The sequence below is a fragment of the Duganella sp. OV510 genome, assembly GCF_900100205.1.
Taxonomy (GTDB): domain Bacteria; phylum Pseudomonadota; class Gammaproteobacteria; order Burkholderiales; family Burkholderiaceae_D; genus Rugamonas.
In genome coordinates, this window is sequence record NZ_FNEQ01000010.1 from 208,948 (window position 1) to 230,111 (window position 21,164).

17 protein-coding genes are annotated in these 21,164 nt (G+C 64.3%); 4 read left to right on the forward strand and 13 right to left on the reverse strand.

Annotated elements, in window-relative coordinates; all coding sequences use genetic code 11:
- Positions 1-4: 4 nt before the first annotated feature.
- The 5 genes from mnmC to BLS51_RS23950 form a co-directional block, all read right to left on the reverse strand.
- Entirely contained in the window at positions 5-1,780 is a 1,776-nt protein-coding gene (mnmC, locus tag BLS51_RS23930) for an FAD-dependent 5-carboxymethylaminomethyl-2-thiouridine(34) oxidoreductase MnmC1 (RefSeq protein ID WP_175472676.1), read from the reverse strand.
- Between the two features lie 2 nt (positions 1,781-1,782).
- Complete coding sequence (locus BLS51_RS23935; protein WP_090190193.1) at positions 1,783-2,343, reverse strand: DNA-3-methyladenine glycosylase I; 561 nt, start codon at positions 2,341-2,343, stop codon at positions 1,783-1,785.
- Positions 2,344-2,345: 2 nt separating this feature from the next.
- On the reverse strand, positions 2,346-5,183 hold the full coding sequence (locus BLS51_RS23940) for a diguanylate cyclase (RefSeq protein WP_090190392.1): 2,838 nt from the start codon (positions 5,181-5,183) through the stop codon (positions 2,346-2,348).
- 163 nt (positions 5,184-5,346) lie between these two features.
- A complete protein-coding gene (locus BLS51_RS23945; RefSeq protein ID WP_090190195.1) occupies positions 5,347-5,856 on the reverse strand; it encodes a DUF4142 domain-containing protein in 510 nt (169 codons plus the stop codon).
- A gap of 115 nt (positions 5,857-5,971) precedes the next feature.
- Positions 5,972-6,469 carry a winged helix-turn-helix transcriptional regulator gene (locus tag BLS51_RS23950; RefSeq protein WP_090190197.1) on the reverse strand — a complete coding sequence of 166 codons (498 nt, stop codon included), beginning with the start codon at positions 6,467-6,469 and terminating at the stop codon, positions 5,972-5,974.
- A gap of 427 nt (positions 6,470-6,896) precedes the next feature.
- Here BLS51_RS23950 and BLS51_RS29820 point away from each other — a divergent pair, with 427 nt between their 5' ends.
- Positions 6,897-7,211, forward strand: coding sequence for a hypothetical protein (locus BLS51_RS29820; protein WP_090190199.1), 315 nt, complete (start codon positions 6,897-6,899; stop codon positions 7,209-7,211).
- A gap of 19 nt (positions 7,212-7,230) precedes the next feature.
- Here BLS51_RS29820 and BLS51_RS23960 read toward each other — a convergent pair whose 3' ends face one another.
- The 3 genes from BLS51_RS23960 to BLS51_RS23970 are packed head-to-tail and all read right to left on the reverse strand — an operon-like array spanning position 7,231 to position 11,297.
- A complete protein-coding gene (locus BLS51_RS23960; protein ID WP_090190201.1) occupies positions 7,231-8,250 on the reverse strand; it encodes a Csu type fimbrial protein in 1,020 nt (339 codons plus the stop codon).
- On the reverse strand, positions 8,247-10,565 hold the full coding sequence (locus BLS51_RS23965) for a fimbria/pilus outer membrane usher protein (RefSeq protein ID WP_090190204.1): 2,319 nt from the start codon (positions 10,563-10,565) through the stop codon (positions 8,247-8,249). Before BLS51_RS23965 ends, BLS51_RS23960 begins: the two co-directional genes overlap by 4 nt.
- Before the next feature lie 6 nt (positions 10,566-10,571).
- On the reverse strand, positions 10,572-11,297 hold the full coding sequence (locus BLS51_RS23970) for a fimbrial biogenesis chaperone (protein WP_090190206.1): 726 nt from the start codon (positions 11,295-11,297) through the stop codon (positions 10,572-10,574).
- A gap of 182 nt (positions 11,298-11,479) precedes the next feature.
- Here BLS51_RS23970 and BLS51_RS23975 point away from each other — a divergent pair, with 182 nt between their 5' ends.
- A complete protein-coding gene (locus BLS51_RS23975; RefSeq protein WP_090190208.1) occupies positions 11,480-12,265 on the forward strand; it encodes a response regulator transcription factor in 786 nt (261 codons plus the stop codon).
- Here BLS51_RS23975 and pnuC read toward each other — a convergent pair whose 3' ends face one another.
- From pnuC to BLS51_RS24000, 5 genes are all read right to left on the reverse strand, one after another.
- The gene (pnuC, locus tag BLS51_RS23980; protein WP_090190210.1) at positions 12,266-12,826 is read right to left on the reverse strand and encodes a nicotinamide riboside transporter PnuC; all 561 of its coding nucleotides are present in this window, start codon (positions 12,824-12,826) and stop codon (positions 12,266-12,268) included.
- A 13-nt stretch (positions 12,827-12,839) separates the two neighbouring features.
- On the reverse strand, positions 12,840-13,073 hold the full coding sequence (locus tag BLS51_RS29825) for a pilin (RefSeq protein WP_090190212.1): 234 nt from the start codon (positions 13,071-13,073) through the stop codon (positions 12,840-12,842).
- Positions 13,074-13,104: 31 nt separating this feature from the next.
- Positions 13,105-15,087 (reverse strand): hybrid sensor histidine kinase/response regulator, encoded by a 1,983-nt coding sequence (locus BLS51_RS23990; RefSeq protein WP_090190215.1) that lies wholly within the window; start codon positions 15,085-15,087, stop codon positions 13,105-13,107.
- A gap of 145 nt (positions 15,088-15,232) precedes the next feature.
- A complete protein-coding gene (locus BLS51_RS23995) occupies positions 15,233-16,342 on the reverse strand; it encodes a catalase family protein (RefSeq protein WP_090190217.1) in 1,110 nt (369 codons plus the stop codon).
- Positions 16,343-16,448: 106 nt separating this feature from the next.
- Positions 16,449-17,537: a hypothetical protein gene (locus tag BLS51_RS24000; RefSeq protein ID WP_139168779.1), complete on the reverse strand. Its 1,089-nt coding sequence runs from the start codon at positions 17,535-17,537 to the stop codon at positions 16,449-16,451.
- Positions 17,538-17,675: 138 nt separating this feature from the next.
- Between BLS51_RS24000 and BLS51_RS24005 the strand changes: the two genes are divergently transcribed.
- Positions 17,676-18,893 carry an MFS transporter gene (locus BLS51_RS24005; RefSeq protein ID WP_090190221.1) on the forward strand — a complete coding sequence of 406 codons (1,218 nt, stop codon included), beginning with the start codon at positions 17,676-17,678 and terminating at the stop codon, positions 18,891-18,893.
- Between the two features lie 111 nt (positions 18,894-19,004).
- Positions 19,005-21,155: a YCF48-related protein gene (locus BLS51_RS24010; RefSeq protein ID WP_175472673.1), complete on the forward strand. Its 2,151-nt coding sequence runs from the start codon at positions 19,005-19,007 to the stop codon at positions 21,153-21,155.
- The last annotated feature ends 9 nt before the right edge of the window (positions 21,156-21,164 follow it).

The window sequence follows — 21,164 nt, forward strand, 5'->3', positions numbered from 1 at the left end:
AGAGCTATTGTTCGCGGCGGCGTTGCTTGAGCAGGAAGCGGCCAGGATCGAGGGCATCCACCAGCGCGGCTTCCAGTGGCGGCGGCGTGTGTTCCAGTTGGGAGACCAGCAGTTCTGCCATCAGCGGGGCCCAAATCAGACCGCGCGAGGCGTAGCCCAGCAGGCAATGCAGGCCGGCGTGGCGCGGCACTTCGGGCAGGAATTCAATGCGGCCTGAGTTCAGATAGTCGGGCAAGGCGCCGGCCAGCGGCAGGCGGTCTGGCGCGGCGCAGCGGAAGCCTACGCGGCCGGCCAGCGGCGCGCTGTGCGCCAGCGCGGCGACTTCCTCGCCGGGGATGATTTCGGCCAAACGGGTGAGGTTTTCCAGCTGGCTGCTGGCGCGCAGCGCGGGATCGTCGTCGTTGTCGTAGGTGGCGCCTGCGCAGACGATGCCGCCCGACGGCGGCGTCACATACGCTTCGCGGCAGACTACCAGCGGCAGTACAGGCGGACGTGGAGCAGGCGACGCACGCGGCACGCTCACGGCTGGTGCTATGGTTGCCGGCAGCACCTCGGCGGCAGGTGTGGCAGGTACTGCGGCGGCAGGTGCGGCCGGGTCGACCGGCAGGTGCGTGACCTGGCCGCGCAGCCTGGATAGCGGTAGCTCGGCGGCCTGCGCGATGTTGCCGGCGCTGGCGCCGCTGGCGAGGATGACGGTCGGCGCGGCAGCGAGGATGGCGCCGTCCGGGCCGTGCACCTGCCACTCGTCGCCCACGCGCTGCAATTCCTGCGCTTCGTTGCAGAACAGGCGCTGCAAACGCTCGCCGCAAGCGGCCAGCATCGCTTCGCACAGCGACGACGGACGCGCCCAGCCGCCTTGCGCGAACAGCCAGCCGCCATGTGGCGTCGCTGCGCCGATCAGGGCGCTGGCTTCCTGCGCGTCGGCCCAGCGTGCGTACTCCTGCGGGTAAGCCCATTGCGCCAGCACGTCCTGCTGTATTTTGGCGTGCTTCGCGTCACGCGCCAGTTGCAGAACGCCGCAGTCGTCGCCCATGAACACTTTGCCGGCACCGCCCATGCGTCGCCATTCGCGCAAGGCGAACAGGTAGGCGGCGCGACTCAGGCGTGTGGGAATGTTGTCGTCTTTCGACAGCAGCGGCATGAAGATGCCGGCCAGGTTGCCGGATGCTTCCTGCGCCGGTTGCGCGTGGCGCTCGATCAGCGTCACCTGCCAGCCGCGCGCACACAGGCGATGCGCAGCAGAGGAGCCGGCCACGCCGGCACCAATTATCACCGCGCGCCGCACCGGCTCGGGCGGCGCCACTTGCGGCTTGCGGCTGCGGTAGACGGCAATGATGTCGGGCGCGAAGTCCTCTGCCAGCACAGAACCGGCGGCGCTACCGAGCCGGCATGCGAAGCCTGCTGCGGTCAGCGCCCACACCAGCGCTTCGTCGGGCGCGCGTGCATGCAGCGTCGCGCCTTGCACGGCCAGCCTGGCCAGCGTGCGCGCCAGCGGCGGCGTAACGGCGGTGTGCAGGTGGAATGCGTCAACGCGGGCGCTGAGCTGCGGCAGCACGGCATCCAGCGCGCCAACCAGCAGGTCCAGCGTCACCGCATCATCGAGGATCACGCGATGGAAGCCGGGAACATTCAACGGCCAGGCGGCGCGCAGGCTGGCGTCGACAAGCGTGTCCGCCACAGGCAGCGCGGTCGCCGCCGCGATGTAATGCAGCCGGCCACCTTGCGCACGCGCCGCCGCAAACCGCTCTTCACTGAACTCCGTGTCGAGCACCACACGCATGGTCACTTGCGCGCCTTTCGGCAAAAGCAATCCGGCGCATGGTCATCCACCATGCCGATACCCTGCATGTAGGCATAGATAATCGTCGAGCCAACAAATTTGAAGCCCAGCTTCGCCAGATCCTTGGAGATGCGGTCTGACAGCTCGGTCTTGGCCGGACGCGGCCCCTTGCCACTCACCAGCGGCTTGCCGCCGACGTAAGACCACAACAGTTTATCCAGGCTGCTGCCGCTCTCCAGCAGCCGCAGGTAGGCCTGCGCGTTGGTGATCGCCGCCGCCACCTTCAGCCGGTTGCGCACGATGCCGGCATTGGCCAGCAGCTCCGCCACCTTGTCCGGACCATACTTTGCGATCTTCCTGGCATCCCAGTGATCAAAAGCCTGGCGATAATTCTCCCGCTTGTTGAGAATAGTCTCCCAGCTCAGGCCCGCCTGCGCGCCTTCCAGATTCAGCATCTCGAACAGGCGGCGCTCGTCGTGACAAGGCACGCCCCACTCCGTGTCGTGATATTCCAGATACAGGGGATTGGCCGGATTGGCCCAGCTACAGCGTTGTTTATCCATGATTAATTCGTTTCCAGGTCGCTCGACAAACCGATGCGGCGACGCTCGCCGGCCAGCACCAGCGGACCGGTCAGGTTGGACACCAGCCGCACCTCGCCATCGGCCACCGCGTGATCCAGCTGCTGCATCACGCGCGCGAACACACCGTCGGCACGCGTCGCCTCGGTGCTGTATAGCGCCGCCCAGCCATTGCGCCCCGAACGCTTGGCGATGTACAGGCCCTGGTCGGCCAACTCCACCACCTGCGACCACGACAACAGGCGCGGCTGCTCCGGCAGGAAGGGGAAGCAGGCAAAGCCGATCGAGCAGGTCTTCGACAGCCGCACGCCATCCGGCAATTCGAAATCGCGTTCCGCCACCGCGCGGCGCATGCGCTCCGCCACGCCCGGCGCCTCATCGCGATGCGTGGCGCGCGCCAGCACCAGGAATTCCTCGCCGCCCCAGCGGATCACATAGTCAGACTCGCGGAACACCTCGCGCAGGCGCTCCTGCATCTGCACCAGGATCGAATCGCCGGCCGCATGACCATAACGGTCGTTGACTTCCTTGAAGTGATCCAGATCCACCATGAAGAACACCAGGTCCTTGGCGGCCAACAGGTCACGCTCGTTCAACTCGCGATGCAGGCCGGCATCGTAGCCGCGCAAGCTCATCGCCACGTCGGCATCGACGTTCTGCAGGAAGAAGCGGCGGTTGCGCAAGCCGGTCAGCTGGTCGGTCAGGCTGACCTCTTCCAGCGCCCTGTAGGCCTGCTCCAGCTCCAGATTTTTCTCCAGCAGCTGCTCCTGTGTCGCCGCCACCTGGCGATAGGCGCTGGCGTTGTCCAGCGCGATGCCGCCATACGCGCACAAGGTGCGGAAGATCAGCCGCTCACGCTCACCGTAGGAATGCGCCAGCAGCGACTGCACCGTCATCACGCCCAGCACGCGCTCGCCGACGCGCAGCGGCGCAAACAGCAGGCTCAGTGTCGGCAGCGTGCCGGGAATCAGGTTCGGCGTCGTGCCCTCCTCGTCCAGCTCGACCAGGATCTCGCGCCGCTCGCGCAGGCAGCGCGCCGTATTCGCATTTGGATCGGCAGCGTCGATGCGCACGCGCGGCAAAGGCTTGCCGGCCTCGATGCCGAATTCGCACACCAGCGATTCGCCGTCCGGCTGCAACAGGAAGATCGAAAAGTGCGTGGCATCCAGCAGGCCGTGCACGTGACGGTCCAGCGCGCGGAACACCGCCGCCACATCCAGATGCGCGGTGATTTCCTGGCCGATGGCGCTCAGGTGTTCAAGCGTGGCGCTGGTCTGTTGCAGCACTTCGGCGCGCTGCGCTTCAGCGGCCGCCAGCTGGCGATGGTGCTCGCCCTCGGTCTGTGCGCGCTCGGTCTGGTACTGCACCTGCATGGCGATGGCGCGGTTGGTGGCTTCCTTGCTGTGTGTCTGGTCGCGCGCGGTGTTGGCGCGCAGCGCGATGTTGTACGCACGCTCGTAATCGCCAATGGCCGCATACTCGCGCGCCGCCGCATCCAGCAGCGTGCCAGGCACGGTATAGCCATCAATGGTGGCAGCGATTTCCAGCGCCAGCTGCAGATAGTGCAGCACGGCGTTGGGCGCCACCATCAGCTCGGGGACGGGCAAGTCGTGGCGGGCGTGGATATCGGCCAGTACATTCAGCGCGGCGATCTGGCTGGACGCATCGCCATGTTCGCGCGCCAGCGCCAGCGCGGCCTGGGCGGCGGTCAGCGCATCGTCGGCGCGCGCCAGGTGCGACAGCGCGTGCGCCTGGCCGCGCCGCGCGCTGCTCTGGAAATCGTTCTGCCGCAGTGCGTCGCCGCGCACCGCCAGGCGGGTGAAGCTGTCCAGCGCCGCCGCATGGTTGCCCAGGTCCAGCGCCAGGTCGCCCTGGTACTCCAGCGCCACGGCATAGGCGCGCGAGCCGGACAACGGCGCCAGCGTGGTCAGCGCCTCGCGCAACAGGCTTTGCGCCGCTTCGCGCTGGCCCAGCTGGCGCAGTGTTTCAGCGGTCTGCATCAGGCACATGCCGATGCTCAGCGGCCAGCCGCTCGGACGCGCCAGGTCAAGGCCGCGCTGCATCCAGTCCAGCGCCGCTTCGTGCGCATTCAGGCTGGTGAAGCCGTTGCCGATATTGGTGGCGACGATGATGGCGCGGCGGATCTGGCCAGTGGCCAGCGCGGTTTCAAAGCTCAGCATCAGGTGGCCGATGGCGCGCCCGTATTCACTGCGCTGGAAGGCGCAGGTGCCGAAGAAGTCGCTGACCCAGCCGGCGGCGATCGGCGGCAGGCGGTCGAGGTCGTTGCTGAAACGGCCGTTCCAGCGCTGCTGGGCGGCGCGGCCATCGCCAAAGGCGTCGCAAATGCCGGAGGCGGCGTCGATGATATCGATGCGCACCGGATCGGCCGCCACGCGGGCGGCAGCAGCGGCCTGACGCAGCCAGTTGTCGCCCTCAACGCTGAGACCGCGATCATTGCAAGCCCACGCCATGATCCAGCAGGCGTCGGCACGGCAGGCGGCGGCCGAGGCGGGCAAGGTGTCGGCCGCCTGTTCGCACAACAGCAGGGCCTGTTCTGCGTGGTAGTGGGCCATGTCGAGTTCGCCGCGCAGCCAGGCCGGCTCGGCGGAGATCAGATGGAGACGCGCGCGCTGCACCATGACAGCGTCGGGCGCCAGCAAGGACAGCAATGGGACCAGCTCGGCGGACAATTGCTGCGCACGTGCTGGATCGCGCTGGCGCAAATGCCAGGCGAGCGCCATCAACAGCTTCAACCGTTCCGAACCTTGCACTAAAGGCAATGCCGCATCCCAGCGCGACAGCTCGTCGTCGAGCGCAAACATGTCCACCAAATTGACTTTCCTCTACTGTGTTGCGACAGCGCGCCGTTGCGCTGTTACCGCATTATTCCACAGTTTGCACGGTGCCCCGAGGTCACCCGCTAAGTGCCTGATAACACAGCACTTTCAGTACCGCAAGGAAACTATTTTGGTGGAAGCAACACGATCAACGTTTGCTGGAGTTCAACTCTTTAGCGGTTTTCAAATGCTCGGCGATAACGGGTTCCAGCTTGGACGCCAGCGCCTTGACGTCGGCATCCTGGGCGGTTTTCCTGGCATTGCTGACTTTGGCGTGCGCCTCATTGTGATCCTTGACGCCAGCATTGGCGAGGTAAGCCTTGTCGAACGCAGCGCCCGACAGTTTCTGTAGTGTATCTGCGGCCTTTTTGTGCGCAGCATTGGGCTCGGTCGGCAATTTGACACCCTTGGCGGTGGCCACCTTGGTCACGTCCTGCAAGCCTTGGGTATGTTCCTCCCTCATCTGCTGGGCAAAGATGGTGACTTCCCGCGTGTGCGACTTCTGCAAGGCCATCGTCGCCGTGGCCACCTCCGCAATATTGGCTTCCGCCAGATCGATCAGGATTTGCTGATCGCCCTTGGACAACGATTGCGCGTGAACCAGGCCGGCGGCCAGCAGCGCCAGCGCGGCGCCGCCCAATTGAAGAGCTTTGTTCATGGTTCCTCCGTGAGTGAGTTTTCATTCTATGGAGAATTGCAAACGGCAGCCGCACCTTACCAAAGGGAAAAAAAGCGGCGCCGCAGCGCCGCCGTGGTCATGCCTGGCTGGCAGGCTAGGCGCGTGCCGGCTGGTTGATCTGGATCAGGCGCGAACGCATGACATCGGTGGCCGCCGGGCCGGGCGCGAACATATAGTCCTCATCATTGATGGCCAGGCCGCTGTTGGCGTCCACCAGCACCTGGTCGGCTGGCTTGCCGGTTTCACGGCTGACCACCAGCAGGCTGGCCCCTTCCGGCGCCAGGTGGTCGTTGCCCCAGGCGACGAAGGCCAGCAGCACCGGCTTGAAGTCGCGGCCGGCCTTGGTCAGCACGTACTCGTAGCGCGGCGGACGGGTGCTGTATTGGCGCCGTTCCATCAGGCCGCCCTCGACCAGGCCGGCCAGGCGGCGGGTCAGCATGTTCGGGGCAATCTTCAGGCTCTTTTCAAATTCGTCGAAGCGGGTCAGCCCGTAGAAGGCATCGCGCAAGATCAGGATACTCCACCACTCTCCCACTTTTCCCAGGCTGCGGGCGATCGGGCAAGGCATGCTGCCAAAGTCGGTATGTTTCATTTTGCTACTCCTCTATGTCAGATTATCAACAAAATCGTCAGATCGCCATGGCTTCAGACTGAGTGACTTGCATGTTGGACGCAAGAAAGTGTGACTTTTTTAAGTGATGGAACCGTTGTGACAATGTGTGTATTTTCAGCCTTCAATTTCGTCTCCTTTTCTACCCTGTGTTTTTACTACTTCCCTCTATGAAAAACGTGGCTTTCCTTCCGGTTTTTATCCCTCCACCTTAGGCTAAAAAACCACGGCAAAAACTCTCCAAAAATCACTTTATTTCCACACATAAATTTCTGTGTAGAATGTGAACATTCGAGAGATTGTTTCCACAGGATAAAATTCTTCCTATAGATCAACTTCTTGAATTGGTTGGCTACCTGGACAATGTAGCCGCCCACCCGAAGGCTACGCACCTCAACAACGTGTGAAGATGAAAACTTTTACTAAAGCATTCGCCATCGTTCTGTTTAGCCTGCCACTGATCGCCAGCGCAGCCGGCAAAACCGCGTCCGCCTCGATGCAGGTGACGTTTGAGGTCAAAGAGTCCTGCAACGTGCAAATCTCTGCCGCAGCGGCCGAAACCGCCACCAACACCGGCAAAACCGCACCAGCGGTGGCCTGCCAGCTCAAAACCCCTTACCAGATGACCCGCAACGCCGACCAGGCAGCCAACACCAGCCGCGACGCGCAAGCCACCGCCCTGCGCCAGCAAGCCGCCACCGGCGAGTGGACCATCACCTTCTGAACCGTATCCCCGGCGACGCTCAGAACGACACCGTCGCCGTCACCGAATCCTTGTAATTTCCCGGCGCCGGCGTCTGCTGCGGCGGCACCAGCCCATACACCGTGCGCGCCTGCGTGGCGCCAGTCCCGGTGCCACTGAAGACCGTGGTGCCACCGTTGCCATCACCCAGACCGGCGCCGTCGAGCGTATTCGAAATCGTGTAGGTCACCAATTCATTGGACGGCCCGCCGATCATTTTTCGCAGCGCGTAGGTATTGCCGGCCGTATTGCCGGCGTCAAACGTGACTGTGTATGCAGTGTTCAGGCTGCAGCGGGTGGTCAGCGTCGCCGTGCTGCGCACCGCGCTGCTCAGCAGCGAACTATCGGGGAACACCAACGTGCCGACATTGATGGTGCAATCGTTGATCACCGGCGCGCTGACGGTGAACGGCATCGACACCGAGGTGCCCAGCACGCAATTGGCGGTGCCGGTCAGGAAGAACATATAGCGCATCAGCACATTGGTCGAGCCAAAGTTCGAGCTGAAGGTCAGGTTGCCCGAACTCACGTCCATCGACGACAGCGTGGCGTCGGCGTTCAGCTTGCCATACAGGTTGACGTTCTGTACCAGCGAGCCGATCACATTGTCGCTTTTGGTCAGCGTAAAAGTAATGACGTTGGCCGCCGTGTCGGTGCCGCTCCAGCCGCCCCACACCTTGGCTGGCGCATAACTGGTATCGGTGTACAGGTTGTAGTTGATCCGCTTGCTGCCATTGGCCAGCTGGCGTGGAATCGTCGCATTGGCATTGCTGTTGCCATCGCCGCCGCCGAGGTACAGGCACACGGTGGCGTTGGGGAACAGCAGGCCGGCGAGGAAGCTGCTCCAGGTGCAGGTGACCTTGAAATTGGCGTTGGCGTAGACGTCGGTGGTGCTGATCGAGCTGACCGACGGGAACACGATATTGGTCTGCGCCACCGTGCAGGCATCGGCGCGCGCCTGGCCGCAGGCCAGCATCAGCAGCATCCCCAGCAGCAGCAGGCAACGGCGTGCGCGCATCATTGCACCGCCTTGCAGGCCAGCGGCCCGACGGTGGCCATCGCATTGCCCGGCTGCGGCTGATAACTGAACTCGACCACGCACGGCACGCCCTCCACGCTAGCCCGCAGATGGTTGAGCGGCTGCAGGCGGTCGACAAAGGCCACGCCGTCAAAGCCGACCACGGTGGTGTTGCCGCTCTCAACGTGCAGCACCTGGGTGCCGGCCGCCAGCGGCTTGCCGCTTGCATCGTGCAGGATCACGCTGACCGCCTCATATTTCTCCACCGGGAAGCGCACCAGCACACCGGACATGCGCGCCGGCACCACGCTCTGGCTGCTGCTGGCAATGCGCGCGTCCAGCGGCAGTCGCGAGATGTCGATGCCCACCTGGTTCTGCAAATACGGCGTCAGATTAGGCACCAGCATGTAGCCACTGCTGCTGGTGTGGCCGATCACCTGGTTTTCCTGCATCACCGGCACGCCCGCCACGCCATCGGTCGACACCAGGCCGAAGCCGGCGCCAACCTGGCGTGCCGCGTGCACGCTGCCATCCATCACCACCAGCGAGCCAGCGATATCCACCGACGAGTTGCGCACGCCGTTGCTGTCCATGCTGTAGCCGGTGATCTGCCCGTAATTGCCAAGATAGGTCAGCTGCGCCTGGCGCTGCGGGTTGCCATTGGTATCCGACGATTGCAGGCCCCAGCCGAAGCCGCCGCTGTAGTCGGCGGAGCGTGTCACCGTGTAAGTGGTGGTGCGGGCGTCATTCTGGCGGTTGCGGCTGGCGGTGGCCGAGATGCGGTCGCCGAAGCTGGCGCTGAGGCTGAAAAATACGCCGCGCGCCTTGTCGTCGCGGTAGTCGCGGAAGGCGCTGACGCTCAGGTACAAGCCCAGTCCCAGCGAGGCCGAATAGTTGAGCGCCACCACCCGCGCCGGCGGCAGCAACGGTGCACGCAGGCTGACCGCGCTGACGCTGATGCCCTGACCGCCAGGCAACGAGACGCCGATATTCAGGCGGTCGCTGGCGCGCACCACCGGCGAGCCTTCCGCCGTGCCCATGTCGCTGTAGTTGGCCGTGGCCCGCTGCGATTGCAGGTCCAGGCTGACGCGTGAACTCAGGTATTGATAGCCCAGCGTGGCCTGGCCACCGCTGGCTTTGGCGCCATTCGCCTTGCCGCCACTGCCGGCCAGCGAGCCGCTGATGACGCCGCCCTGCCCCAGCCGCCACAGCAGGCCGCCGCCACCGTTGAGCACGCCATTGCCGGCCTCGCCGTGCGCTTCCAGCGTCAGGCTGTTGCTGATGCCGCGCCGCAGCGAAGCGCTGAGCGCTGGCGAGCGTGCATAGCCAAACGAATCGCTGGTGTAGCGGCGCCGCAACGCGCCCAGCTCAACCGAATAATCGACCAGCCCTTCAGCCAGCATGCGCGTGTCAACATACAGCGGCACGCTGGTGCTGATCGCCCGTCCGGCGGCGTCGCGCGTGACCAGCGTGGCCTGGCCGGCGCCGTTGATGCCGGCCACCTGGTTGATGACAAACGGGCCGGACGGCACTGCCGTGTCGACCTGCCGCACGCCATTGATATACAGGCTGACCGCGCTCGGCACCACCGCCGAGCCGCCCAGCGAGGCGGTCGGGAAAGTCAGCAAGTCCGGCCGCAGGTCGAAGCTGCGGCGCCATTGCACGCCGCCCATGCGCAGCGAACGCGACCAGGTGAGCGACGACGAAATCAGGTCGCCGAACTGCCAGGTTTCCAGCGTCTCCGGATCGGAGTGCACCCAGGCGGTATCGAAGCGCACGTATTCGCGCAACTGGCTGCTGTAGTTGAACACGCCGGTGCTGGTCAGCACGCCGCTGTTGTTGAAGTAGCGGATTTCATTGGCCACCGAGGTGCTGCGGTCCTTGCCCAGCCGGCTGAAAGCGTCGTAGTTGATCACCGCGCCGGGCGTCACGCTGGCCACGCCAGGCTTGCGCACGGTGCGCGCCGATACCGCGATCGGCGCCCGCAGCGCATCGTCCACGCGCAGCGCGATCGCCTGGCGCGCCGCATCATAGGTGTAGCTCAGGCCCTTGACCCGGTCGAGGTCGAACTCTTCCACGCTGCTGACGCCAAACAGCTGGGGATCGAGCTCCAGCTCGCGCAGGTTCTGCACGCTGCTGCGCAGGCCAGATTGCTGGCCACGGGTGAAACGCAGTATCAGGCCGGTCGCTTCGCCGTTCAAGGTTACCTCCAGAAATAACTCTTCATCCTGCGGTGGCGGCGACGGCGGCGTCTGCGCCAGCGCGCCACACATCAGCCACCATGTCAGCAAGCACCACCAGGCCAGCCGGCGCCGCATCCCGGGTCAGTCCACCCTGGCCACGGTACTGGCGCTGGTCGGGCGGGCGTTGATATTGGCCTTGACCGCCACAGTCCCGTTCAGATCGGCTTCGCCAGACGTGGGCAAGCGCCACTCGCGCACCCTGCCCGCCAGCACATAGCCAAACAGGCCGGTCGCAATCTCGAATTGCTGGCCGGCGGCATTGCTCAGCTGTAGCGCGCCGATCTGTGCGCGCTGGGTGCCGCTGTTGCGGACTCGCAACATCCAAATTCCCTCTTTCTTGAACACGCTCCAGGCCAGCGCCGGCGCCGCGCGCTCATCGGCCGGCAGCACAAACAGCGGCACCGAATAGCGCAGGCGGATGTCGACGCCGCTAGCCGGGCCATCGTCCTTGGGTATCTCGTCGATCAGAATGCGGTAAGTCAGCTCGCTGGCTGGCAATTGCTCGTTGCGCCGGACCAGCCGTATCATCTGGCTGCTTTTTGGTCCGATCTGGATGATGGGCGGGCTGGCCACCACATCGGTCGTTGGCGTCAGCACGTCGTCGCCGTCTTTTTGTTCCCACTGGTAGACGCGCACCTGGCCGTACACCGCCACCTCGCCGAGATTCTGCAGCGTGATGCCGCTGGCGCCTTGGCCGGCGCGCAGGTTGATCATCACCGGCGAAATCTGCAGATTGGCCGCCATTGCCGGCAACGCCAGCGACGCCGCTGCTATCAGTCCTAATATTCGTGTGCGCACCCCAGTCATCCACCCTCCGGTTGCTTATGATCAACACTCGATTCCATTATTAATGATCTAAAAAAACCATGCTTTTGCAGGAGGAGACAACTGTTTTGCAAGCGTAGAAAACTATCAAAAATATTTAAAAGATAGGCATAATACGCAACAGGGAGTGATAAAACTTTATCAACCAAATTTCTGGGGACGCCATGCCTACCACCCTTGAAAGCACCCGTTCGAAAATCCTCATCGTGGACGACTCCGCGTTTGAGCAGCGCATGCTGGTGGATTTGCTGAGCGAACTGCCGTACAAGGTGTCGGTAGCCTTTAACGGACTGCAGGGCTACCAGCTGGCGCTGGCGCAGCGGCCCGATCTGATCCTGCTGGACGTGCGCATGCCGAATATGGACGGCTACACCGCCTGCCGCCTGCTCAAGGCCAATCCGGTCACACAGGATATTCCAGTGATTTTCCTCAGCGGCGCCGACGCCGATGACGACCGCATCCTCGGCCTGTCGATCGGCGGCGTCGATTACGTCTCCAAGCCGTTCTCGCCGGGCGAACTGGCGGCGCGCATCCAGGTGCACCTGAACCTGGCCAAGCGCCAGCATGCGGCGCCGCCGGCCGAGGGCGATGAGACGCCGGAGCCGGAAGCGGAAAACGATCCGGACGCGGTGCTGGTCAACGCGGTGAAACGGCTGATCGCCGACAACCTGGCGGCGCTGCCGGGGCTGGCCGAGATCGCTCGCAGCGTCGGCACCTACCGCGAAAAGCTGTCGCAGGTATTCCGCGAGCAGACCGGCATGACGGTGTTCGGCTTTATCCGCGAGGAACGCATCCGCCGCGGCGAGGAATTATTGAAGGACACCGACATCGACGTGCAGGACATCGCCCTGCTGATCGGCTTCAACAACGCCGGCAATTTCGCCACCGCCTTTCGCGAACGCATGGGTGTTACGCCCACCGCCTATCGCCAGGCGATCCACAAGAAGTAATCAGGCAGCCCGCATCTTGCGGCGCCAGAAGAACCACGAAGCCAGCGCGTTGATCCAGTAGCCGGCATACAGCACGGCGGTCAGGACCAGGCCACGGCTGGCGTACAGCGGCACCGAGATGGTGTTGACCAGCAGCCAGAACGGCCAGGTGTCGATGCGCCGCCCCATCAGCAGCAGCTGGGCGATGACGGAAAACATCAGCACGGCGGAATCGATGAAGGGCGCGTAGGCATTCGTATACGCCTGCAGCATCAGGCCGTAGCCGGCGGTGGCGGCCAGGCCGACGGCGCTCATCCAGGCCAGCGTCCGCGCCCGCACGCTGGTGATCGGCAACGGCGCGCCACCGGCGCCGCGCCGCCATTGCAGCCAGCCGATCACGCAGCTAACGATAAAGAAAATTTGCAGCGCCACATCGGCGTACAGGTTGACGCTGTAGAACAGCGCGGCAAACAAGGCGCAGCCGGCAATGCCCAGCCACCACGAGTGAATACTGTTGCGCCCCGCAAGCACGATGGAAATGGCCATGACGGCATTGGCGGCGATTTCCAGCGGTGAGGTCAACGGCGGTCCTTTTTCAGTTGCGGCACTCCGGCGGCAAGATGGCTTGCGGAATGTCCTCGCTGGCGCACTGCCAGGCGACGCGCTTATTCTCGTCCACGCGCGGCGTGAACGCAATAGCCTTGCCGCGATAGTTAAGGTCGGCGGGGAAGACGTACACCGTGCCGCCAGCACACCCAGCAGCGCCGACCAGCGCAAGTGCTGCTGGCGGATTGGCCGATCTCGCGGCGGATGTAGAAGTTGATCGCATCAAGCCGGTCTTTCAGCGCAAAGGCAACTATTTATGACAACGATAGCTGCAGGTCGTTGATGTTGATCGGCTTCACCAGATGCGCGGCAAAACCGGCCTCGCGGCTGCGCGTCTTGTCATGCTCCTGGCCATAACCGGACAAGGCCACCAGCTTCAGCGCCGCGCCGCCCGGCAACTGGCGCAGGCGGCCGGCCAGCTCGAAGCCGTCCATGCCCGGCAGACCGATGTCGAGAATGGCCAGCTCCGGCATGCCGGCCGTGGCCAGCGCCAGCGCGTGCGCCGGATCGTAGGCAACCACCGCACGGTAACCCAGTGCACCGAGCAGTTCGCCGAGCGAATCGGCGGCGTCCTGGTTGTCGTCCACCACCAGCACGAGGGTGCCGCTGGCCTGCTCCGGCGCCGCCACCTTGTCATCGGCCGCCACCGCCGGCTCGGCCTCGCTGATCACCGACTCCGGCAGCGTGATGGTGAACGTGCTGCCGCGCCCTTCGCCGGCGCTGTAGGCGCTGGCTTCGCCGCCATGCATCCGTACCAGGTTGCGCACCAGCGCCAGCCCGATGCCAAGGCCGCCCTTGGCGCGGTCCAGCTGGCGGTTGCCCTGTACGAACAGGTCGAAGATGTGCGGCAGCAGTTGCGGCGAAATGCCGTTGCCATCGTCGGTGACCTGGATCTGCACCGTCGCGCCCTTGATGCGCGTGGCCAGCGTGACATGGCCGCCAGCCGGCGTATAGCGCGCCGCATTGCTCAGCAGGTTGGACACCACCTGCGCCAGCCGCGCCGGATCGCCGTGCCAGCGCACCGTCGGCACGTCGACCAGCAAGCGGTGCTGTTTTTGCTCCAGCAGCGGGCTGGCCATTTCGATCGCCTTGTTCAGCACATCAGCCAGCGGCACGGTTTCCTTGCGCAGCTCGACCTTGCCGCTGGCGATGCGCGACACGTCCAGCAAGTCGTCCACCAGCCGCACCAGGTGATCGACCTGGCGCTGTATCACCTCCTGCTCGTGCGCAGTATCGCTATCCGGCTTGCGCAACTTCATCAGCTTCAGCGCGGTGACGATGGGCGCCAGCGGATTGCGCAGCTCGTGGCCCAGCATGGCGAGGAATTCATCCTTGATGCGCGAACTCAGGTGCAAGTCAGTGTTCAGGCGGTCGCTCTCGGCCATCGCCTGCGCCAGTGCATGATCGCTCTGCAAGCGGCTCAGCGTGGCGCACACGGTGGCGGTGAACTGTTCCAGGAACTGGCGGTAGGCGCCATCCAGCGGCAGCCGTGGCGACAGGCCGAACGCCAGCGCCAGCTCGGCGCACAACTGCAGATCGGCGCCGCGTATCACCAGCAGGTCGGCGCCGGGACGGGCCGCCTCTTCGCCGCCGCTGAGCAGCGTCACTTCCAGCAGGTCGCGCGGGTTGTCGCTGGTCGACTGGGCAATCGCGGCACGCACCTCGGCTTCGTCATGGCAACGCAGCAGGCGTCGCGCCAGCAGATCCAGCGTGTGGCGGCGGCGCTCGGCCAGCACCTGCGCTGTGGTTTCGGTGCACACCACCAGCACGCCGCCCACCTGATCCTGCTCGTCGAACACCGGCGTGTAGGTATAGCTCCAGTAGACATCCTCAATGCGGCCGTTGCGCCAGATCGGCACCAGATTATCGGCATACCAGCGCGCCTCACGGCCGGTGCGCACCGCCTCGATCTGCGGGCCGATGATGGCCCAGGTCTCCGGCCAGCACCGGCGGCCGCCCTGGCCCAGCGCGGCCGGATGCTTGCCGACGCCAAAACATGGCACATAGGCATCGTTGTAAATCTGGATCAGGTCCTCGCCCCACCACAGGAACATCGGATGCACCGAGTGCAGGACGATGCTGGCCACCGTGCGCAGCGAGCTTGGCCAGCTTGCTATCGGCCCCAGCGGCGTGTCTTCCCAGCGATGCGCCTGCACCAGGTCGCGCATCGGCGTGCCGGCGCCGATGAAGCGCGGCTGCTGCGGAACAGGAAACGGCGTAAAGGATTGAGCCAGCATGATGAAATCCAGGTAAGAAACCCAGATCTTAGCAACTGTACTGTACGGCGGCGCACAATACGCCGCCGCCCCGCTGCGCTTGACAATACTGTCATACCTGGCAAGCCATCCTCAGGGAAGCCGCGCACGCTACGGCGAAATGTAATCAGCCATGCTCGCGCCACTGGTCGAGGTTGTGCGGCTCGACCAGTGGCGCGCCGTTACGCTCGGCGCGGAAACGGGCTGACGCCGCATACACGGCGCGGCGCACGCGCATGATGGAACCGATCGGCCGGTGCTCGGCGATGCAATGCCATGGGTTGAACTGCATGCCGTCATCCACCAGCACCGACAGTCCGTGCGTCCAGCCGGCCTGCGGCTCGGTGCGGACGCGCGCCACCGCCACCCAGGGCGCTTCCCATTCGACCGATGCGTCTTCGATCGGCATGGTCGCCAGGTCGGTGCACAGTTGCACGCGCAGCTCCCATTCGGCCGGATGCTCGGTGATGAAGTCCACCACGGCGGCGCGCAGGCCGTTGGGCTTGTGCTCCAGGTCGACCGGCTGGTCTTTCAGCGCCAGCAGTTCCGGCGACACCGGCACCAGCGACAGTTTGGCCATGTAGCGTCCGTACAGGATCGGCGCGGCAGTGAAGAAAGTCTCGCCGAGGATATGGGTTTCCGGATGGCCGCCCAGCCCTTTCAGCGTCGCGCTCTCGCCACCGACCGCTTCCACCACTTTCTCGACACCGCGCAGCGCGGTCGACAGCGCTTTCTTCAGCGTCGGCGCCTTGTCGGTGGTGGCCAGCAGCTTCAGGCTGCCATGGAATTGCTTGGCGGTCGGCGCCAGGAAAGTCGGGCCGTTGACCATGACAAAGTCCTGCGTGACGTCGCCGACGCCATCCGGCAGGCGCGCGCCGGGCACGCCGATGACCTTGATCGCCATGCCGCGCGGCGTGGAGACCTTGTCGTCCAGCAGGTCGCCAGGCGTGGTCGACAGGCGCAGCACCACCGGCCAGGCACCGCCGGGATGGCTGAACAGGCCCTGCGCGTAGTCCGGCGGCAAGTTGGGCAGCACGCGCAGCTCGCCGCGCAGCAGGCCGTGGCTCTTGGCGTGCACGCCGCGCCGGGCGTGGCCGGTGTCCTGGTCGACCGTGTTGGCAATCTCGCGGATCGACTCGGTCAGGCCGGCAATGGTGTCCGCCTCGCCCTCTTCCGGCACTTCATAGGACGGATCGTAGGGCAATGGCTGGGTCAGGTGTCTGGTAGGGAAATCCATGATGCTCCTCGGCGGTTGGCTATCCCTATCTTGGCTGCTGCGGTGGCTTGCGTCTGTGTTATCACGCACGAAGGAGTGCTACCGACTGCGTGGGCGCATCCTCGCGTCAATCCAGACTTGGCTTATCGCTGCAACCTGCCTGCTCCATCAGGCGCGCGTGAACATTTTCAATCGGTAGGCTCAATTTCAGCGAGCGGCCGCTGCCAACGTCATAGTGCATTTCGGCAGTAGGACGCGTGACGATCGCGTGTGACTGCGCGCTGAAGGCATCGCCAAACTGCTCTTTAGCGGCATCGGCAAACCGTTTCAACTCGGTCTCGCTGGTATTGGGCGGCAACTTGCGATCAATCGATGTCAGCACCACCACCCCTTTGCCGCTGCGTATCACCGGACGAAAAACCAGATGAATGGGCTGACCATCACTGGCTTTCATCTTTGCGCTGGCGAAGTTGAAGCGGCAGATGGTATCGACCGTGACGGCAAACTGCTTCATCGACTTGCTGTCGAAGTCACCCATGTCAGAAAAGCTGATGCGCTTGCCTGCACGGTCCAGCCCGTACCCACTGTCATTTTTTCCGCCCAGCCGGAACTGCATCATGCCAGCCGGCTGCAGATTCAGCGTGGCCACCTCGGCCGGCGTCATGCCCAGACACGCGCCGGCCAGGCACAGTTTGCGGTCCGGGGCGGACGAAGCCACCGCTGGGGCCGGCCTGCTGGCGACCGCCGTCGGCGCCGGTTTGCCAGAAAGCTCGCCTTGCAGCGCCACGCCTATCTTGTTGAATTCCGCGCGCACGGCTGCCGCTGGAGAATTGACGCCAGGCGGATTGCTATACATCAGCGCAAGATTAAGACCGCCGGCCACCGGCGCCAGCGAGGCGCCTAACGAGCCTGTCTTGCCACTCGCGGTCACCTGGCCGTTTTGCGCCAGCAGCGCATAGCTGGCTGGCTCGGCGTGAGAAATCTTCCATCCATTGCGCTCCAGATTGCGACGCAGCGCGGCGTATGCTTCTGCGATGTCGGTGGTGGCCAGCTTCACCGAAGCACTGTATTCCGTGCCCTGCCCCGGTGATCCACCGGTCTGGAAAGACGACACAGCATCCTGCGCCGAGGCGGTGACGGCATATCCCCCTGCCGTCCCAACTATCAGTGCAGCGAAGATCGGCGCCAGTCGCAGCCGTGAGTTCTGATATGCCATAGATGATGTTCCATTGTTGTTGAAGCAGAAATATTATCAGAAGTGCCGCAAGCGGCCGAGACGTTTGGCAACCTCAGCGGCAATCCGTCAAACATGCTATCGTTGACCCTTTTTTCTCGCAGTTTTTGCCCTTCTCCGATGCATCACGAACCGATTTCCAACACTCCCCTCATCACCGCGCCACGTGGCGCCGGCATGGCCAGCCTGGCCCTGGCACTCGGCGGCCTCGCCATCGGCACCGGCGAATTTGCCTCGATGAGCATCCTTCCCGTGGTGGCGGGCGACCTCAACGCAAGTCTGCCCGACATGGGTCACATGATCAGCGCCTATGCGCTGGGCGTAGTGTTCGGCGCGCCGCTGATCACCATCTTCCTGGCACGCATGCCGCGCAAGGCGATGCTGATCATGCTGATGTCGCTGTACGCGGTGGGCAATCTGCTGAGCGCTGCCGCGCCGGGCTACGCTTCGCTGCTGCTGGCGCGCTTCATCGCCGGTATTCCACACGGCGCCTACTTCGGCGTGGCAGCGCTGGTGGCGGCCGCGATGGCGGAACCGGACAAGCGCGGACAAGCGGTATCGCGCGTGCTGCTCGGCCTGACCATTGCCAACATCTTCGGCGTGCCGCTGGCGACCTGGTTAAGCCAGGGCTTCGGCTGGCGCTCGACCTTCCTGGTGGTTGGCGTGCTGGGCACGATCACCGCGCTGATGGTGCGCCGCTACGTGCCGCAGATCGCCGCCGGCGACGCCAGCCCGCGCCGCGAACTGGGCGTGTTCCGCCGCCTGCAAGTGTGGGTGACGCTGCTGATGGTGTCGATCGGCTTTGGCGGCCTGTTCGCCGTCTACACCTATGTCACGCCGACGCTGCTGGAAGTGACCAAGGTATCGCCGGCCACGGTGCCGGTGCTGCTGGCGATGATGGGTGTCGGCATGACGGTTGGTAATCTGGTCGGCGGCTGGTTTGCCGACCGCTCGCGCCTGTGGACCATCTTCGGCGCGCTGGTGTGGAACGCATTGGCGCTGACGGCGTTCTACTACACCAGTTCGAATTTGTGGGCAGTGGGCCTGAACCTGTTCGCCATCGGCTGCGGCATCGCCGTCTGCCCAGCCGTGCAGACCCGTTTGATGGACGTGGCCGGCGATGCGCAGACGGTGGCGGCGGCGCTGAACCACTCCGCCTTCAACCTGGCCAACGCCGCCGGCGCCTGGTGCGGCGGCCTGGCGATCGCGCACGGCGCCAGCCTGCAATCGACCGGCCCGGTCGGCGCGCTGCTGGCGGTCGGCGGCATCGTGGTGCTGGGCGTGTCGGTGCTGCTAGAGCAGCGCCAGCCTGTGCAAACCGCACCGGCATTCCAATAAAATATTTCCCAAAAGAACTTGAATAAAATACAAGTATGACTTAGCATTGCATTTTTTACTGCTGCCTGCTTGCATATGCTTCGATTTCTGCCACGCCAGCCTGCTTGGCTGTTGACCATCGCATTTTGTCTCCTGACCGCCTGTGGCGGCGGGTCAGGCAGCACCACGCCAACGCCGCCGCCTGCGCCACAGCCGCTGCAGGTTCAGATCACGGCAGCCAGCCAAAATGAACTGTCGGCGCCGGTCCAGTTTGCGCCGACCGTGAGCAACGGCGCCGGCCAGTCCCTTCAATACGCATGGAATTTCGGCGACGGCCAGACCAGCACCAGCGAGCGCCCCGAACACCGCTATACAGCAGGCGGTAACTATCAAGTCACCCTGACGGTGAGCAACACCACAGGCAGCGCCAGCAGCACATTGCCCATTCAGGTCGGCTATTTCGCCGGCGTGGCGGGACAGGACTGCACCGGCGCAAAACCCGGACAAGGCTGGTGCCGCCAAAGCCCGCAGCCCACCGCCAAGGATTTCATCTCGATCAAGATGACCACTAACAAGGTGATCTGGGCGCTTGCGAACCAGAACACCGTTGTGCGCAGCACCGATGGCGGCGCCTCCTGGTTCAGCAAGCGCGTGCCCACCAGCGCGAAGTTGAGTGCCATTACGGCGATTGACGCGAATACCGCCTGGGTAGTGGGCAGCAACGGCTTCGAGAGCCACACCAAAGACGGCGGCACGACCTGGGTACGCGGCAACATGCCGGCCAACACGCCGGACTTAATGGCGATCGGCGCCATCCGTGATGGCTCCACCTTGTGGGCCACAGGCTCGAGCAGCGCCGTCCTGAAGAGCACCGACGGCGGCGCCAGCTGGACCGGACAATCGCTGGACACCGACGCCAACTGCACGCTGTGGTCGGTTTCCGCAGTTGATGCAGGCAATGCCTGGCTCGCCGGCCCCGACTGCATAGCGCGCACCACGAACGGCGGCGCGCACTGGACACGCTCGGACGGCTTCAACGTGCGCTCGATCAGCGCGGTGGACGCCAACACAGCCTGGGTCGCCAAGCTGGCGTCGATTGAAAAGACTACCGACGGCGGCAAGACATGGGTGAGCCAGGTCAGCCGCACGCTGAACGGCACCGGTATCGGCGCGCAATACACCTCCATTGCGGCGGTCGACCTGAACACCGTCTTTGCGGCCGACTTTTCCGGCTTCATCATCAAGACCACCGACGGCGGCAACAGCTGGAAAGACCAATCGCCGCCGGAAGCCTTCACCTGCTGCCAGAACCCGCACTTCAGCGTCCTTTCCGCATTTGATGCCAGCAGCGCCGTGGTGGGCGGACGCGAAGGCGTCATCTACGCCAGCACCGACGGCCAGTCCTGGGCCAGCAAAAACAGAAGCATCTTCAGTCCGGCCAACACCGATATCCGATCCATCGCCGTGTTCGACGCCAACCACGCCGTGGTGCCGATTGGCGGCTATGGCATGGTCCATTACACCGAAAATGGCGGCGTCGACTGGCAACGTCAGGCAAGTCCGCGCGCCCTCGACTGCGCCCACGCCATTACCCGGCTGAACGCCACCACGGCGCTGGGTCTGGGTTGCGGCACCCTGCTGAAAAGTACCGACCAAGGCAAGAACTGGCAATCGACCTTCATCGGCAGCGGGCAATTGAACGCGCTCTCGGTGGTCAATGAAAACACCTACTGGGCGGCCGGAGAATATGGCACGATCACGCGCACCAGCGACGGCGGTGCCACCTGGACTGCGGCGGCCGGCACGCTGCCGCGCATTACCTTCCGCGACATCTATGCAGTGGATGAACAAAACGTCTGGGCAGTGGGTGACTACGAGACGCTGGTCCACACCACCGACGGCGGCAAGACCTGGGCCATCAAAACGGCCAATACCATTCTGAACGGCTACTCCGCGGTCATCGCTCTGAACGCCAATACGGCCTGGGTAACCCACTCGTCGCAATCGCTGATGGTCACCAATGACGCCGGCGCCACCTGGAGCAAGGTGAACACAGGCGTCGACGATCTGCTGCTGACGCTCGCCACGCTGGATGGCAAAGTGCTGTGGGCTGCGGGCGTCAACGGCAGGATCGTCCGCAGCGAAGACAGCGGCAAAACCTGGAGCGTTCAGGATTCCGGCACCAACGACTATCTGTTCGCCATCCGTCTGATTGACAATAACACGGCATGGGTGACCGGCGCCAACGGCACCATCCTCAAGACGGCAACGGCGGGCAAGTAAGCCGCCGTC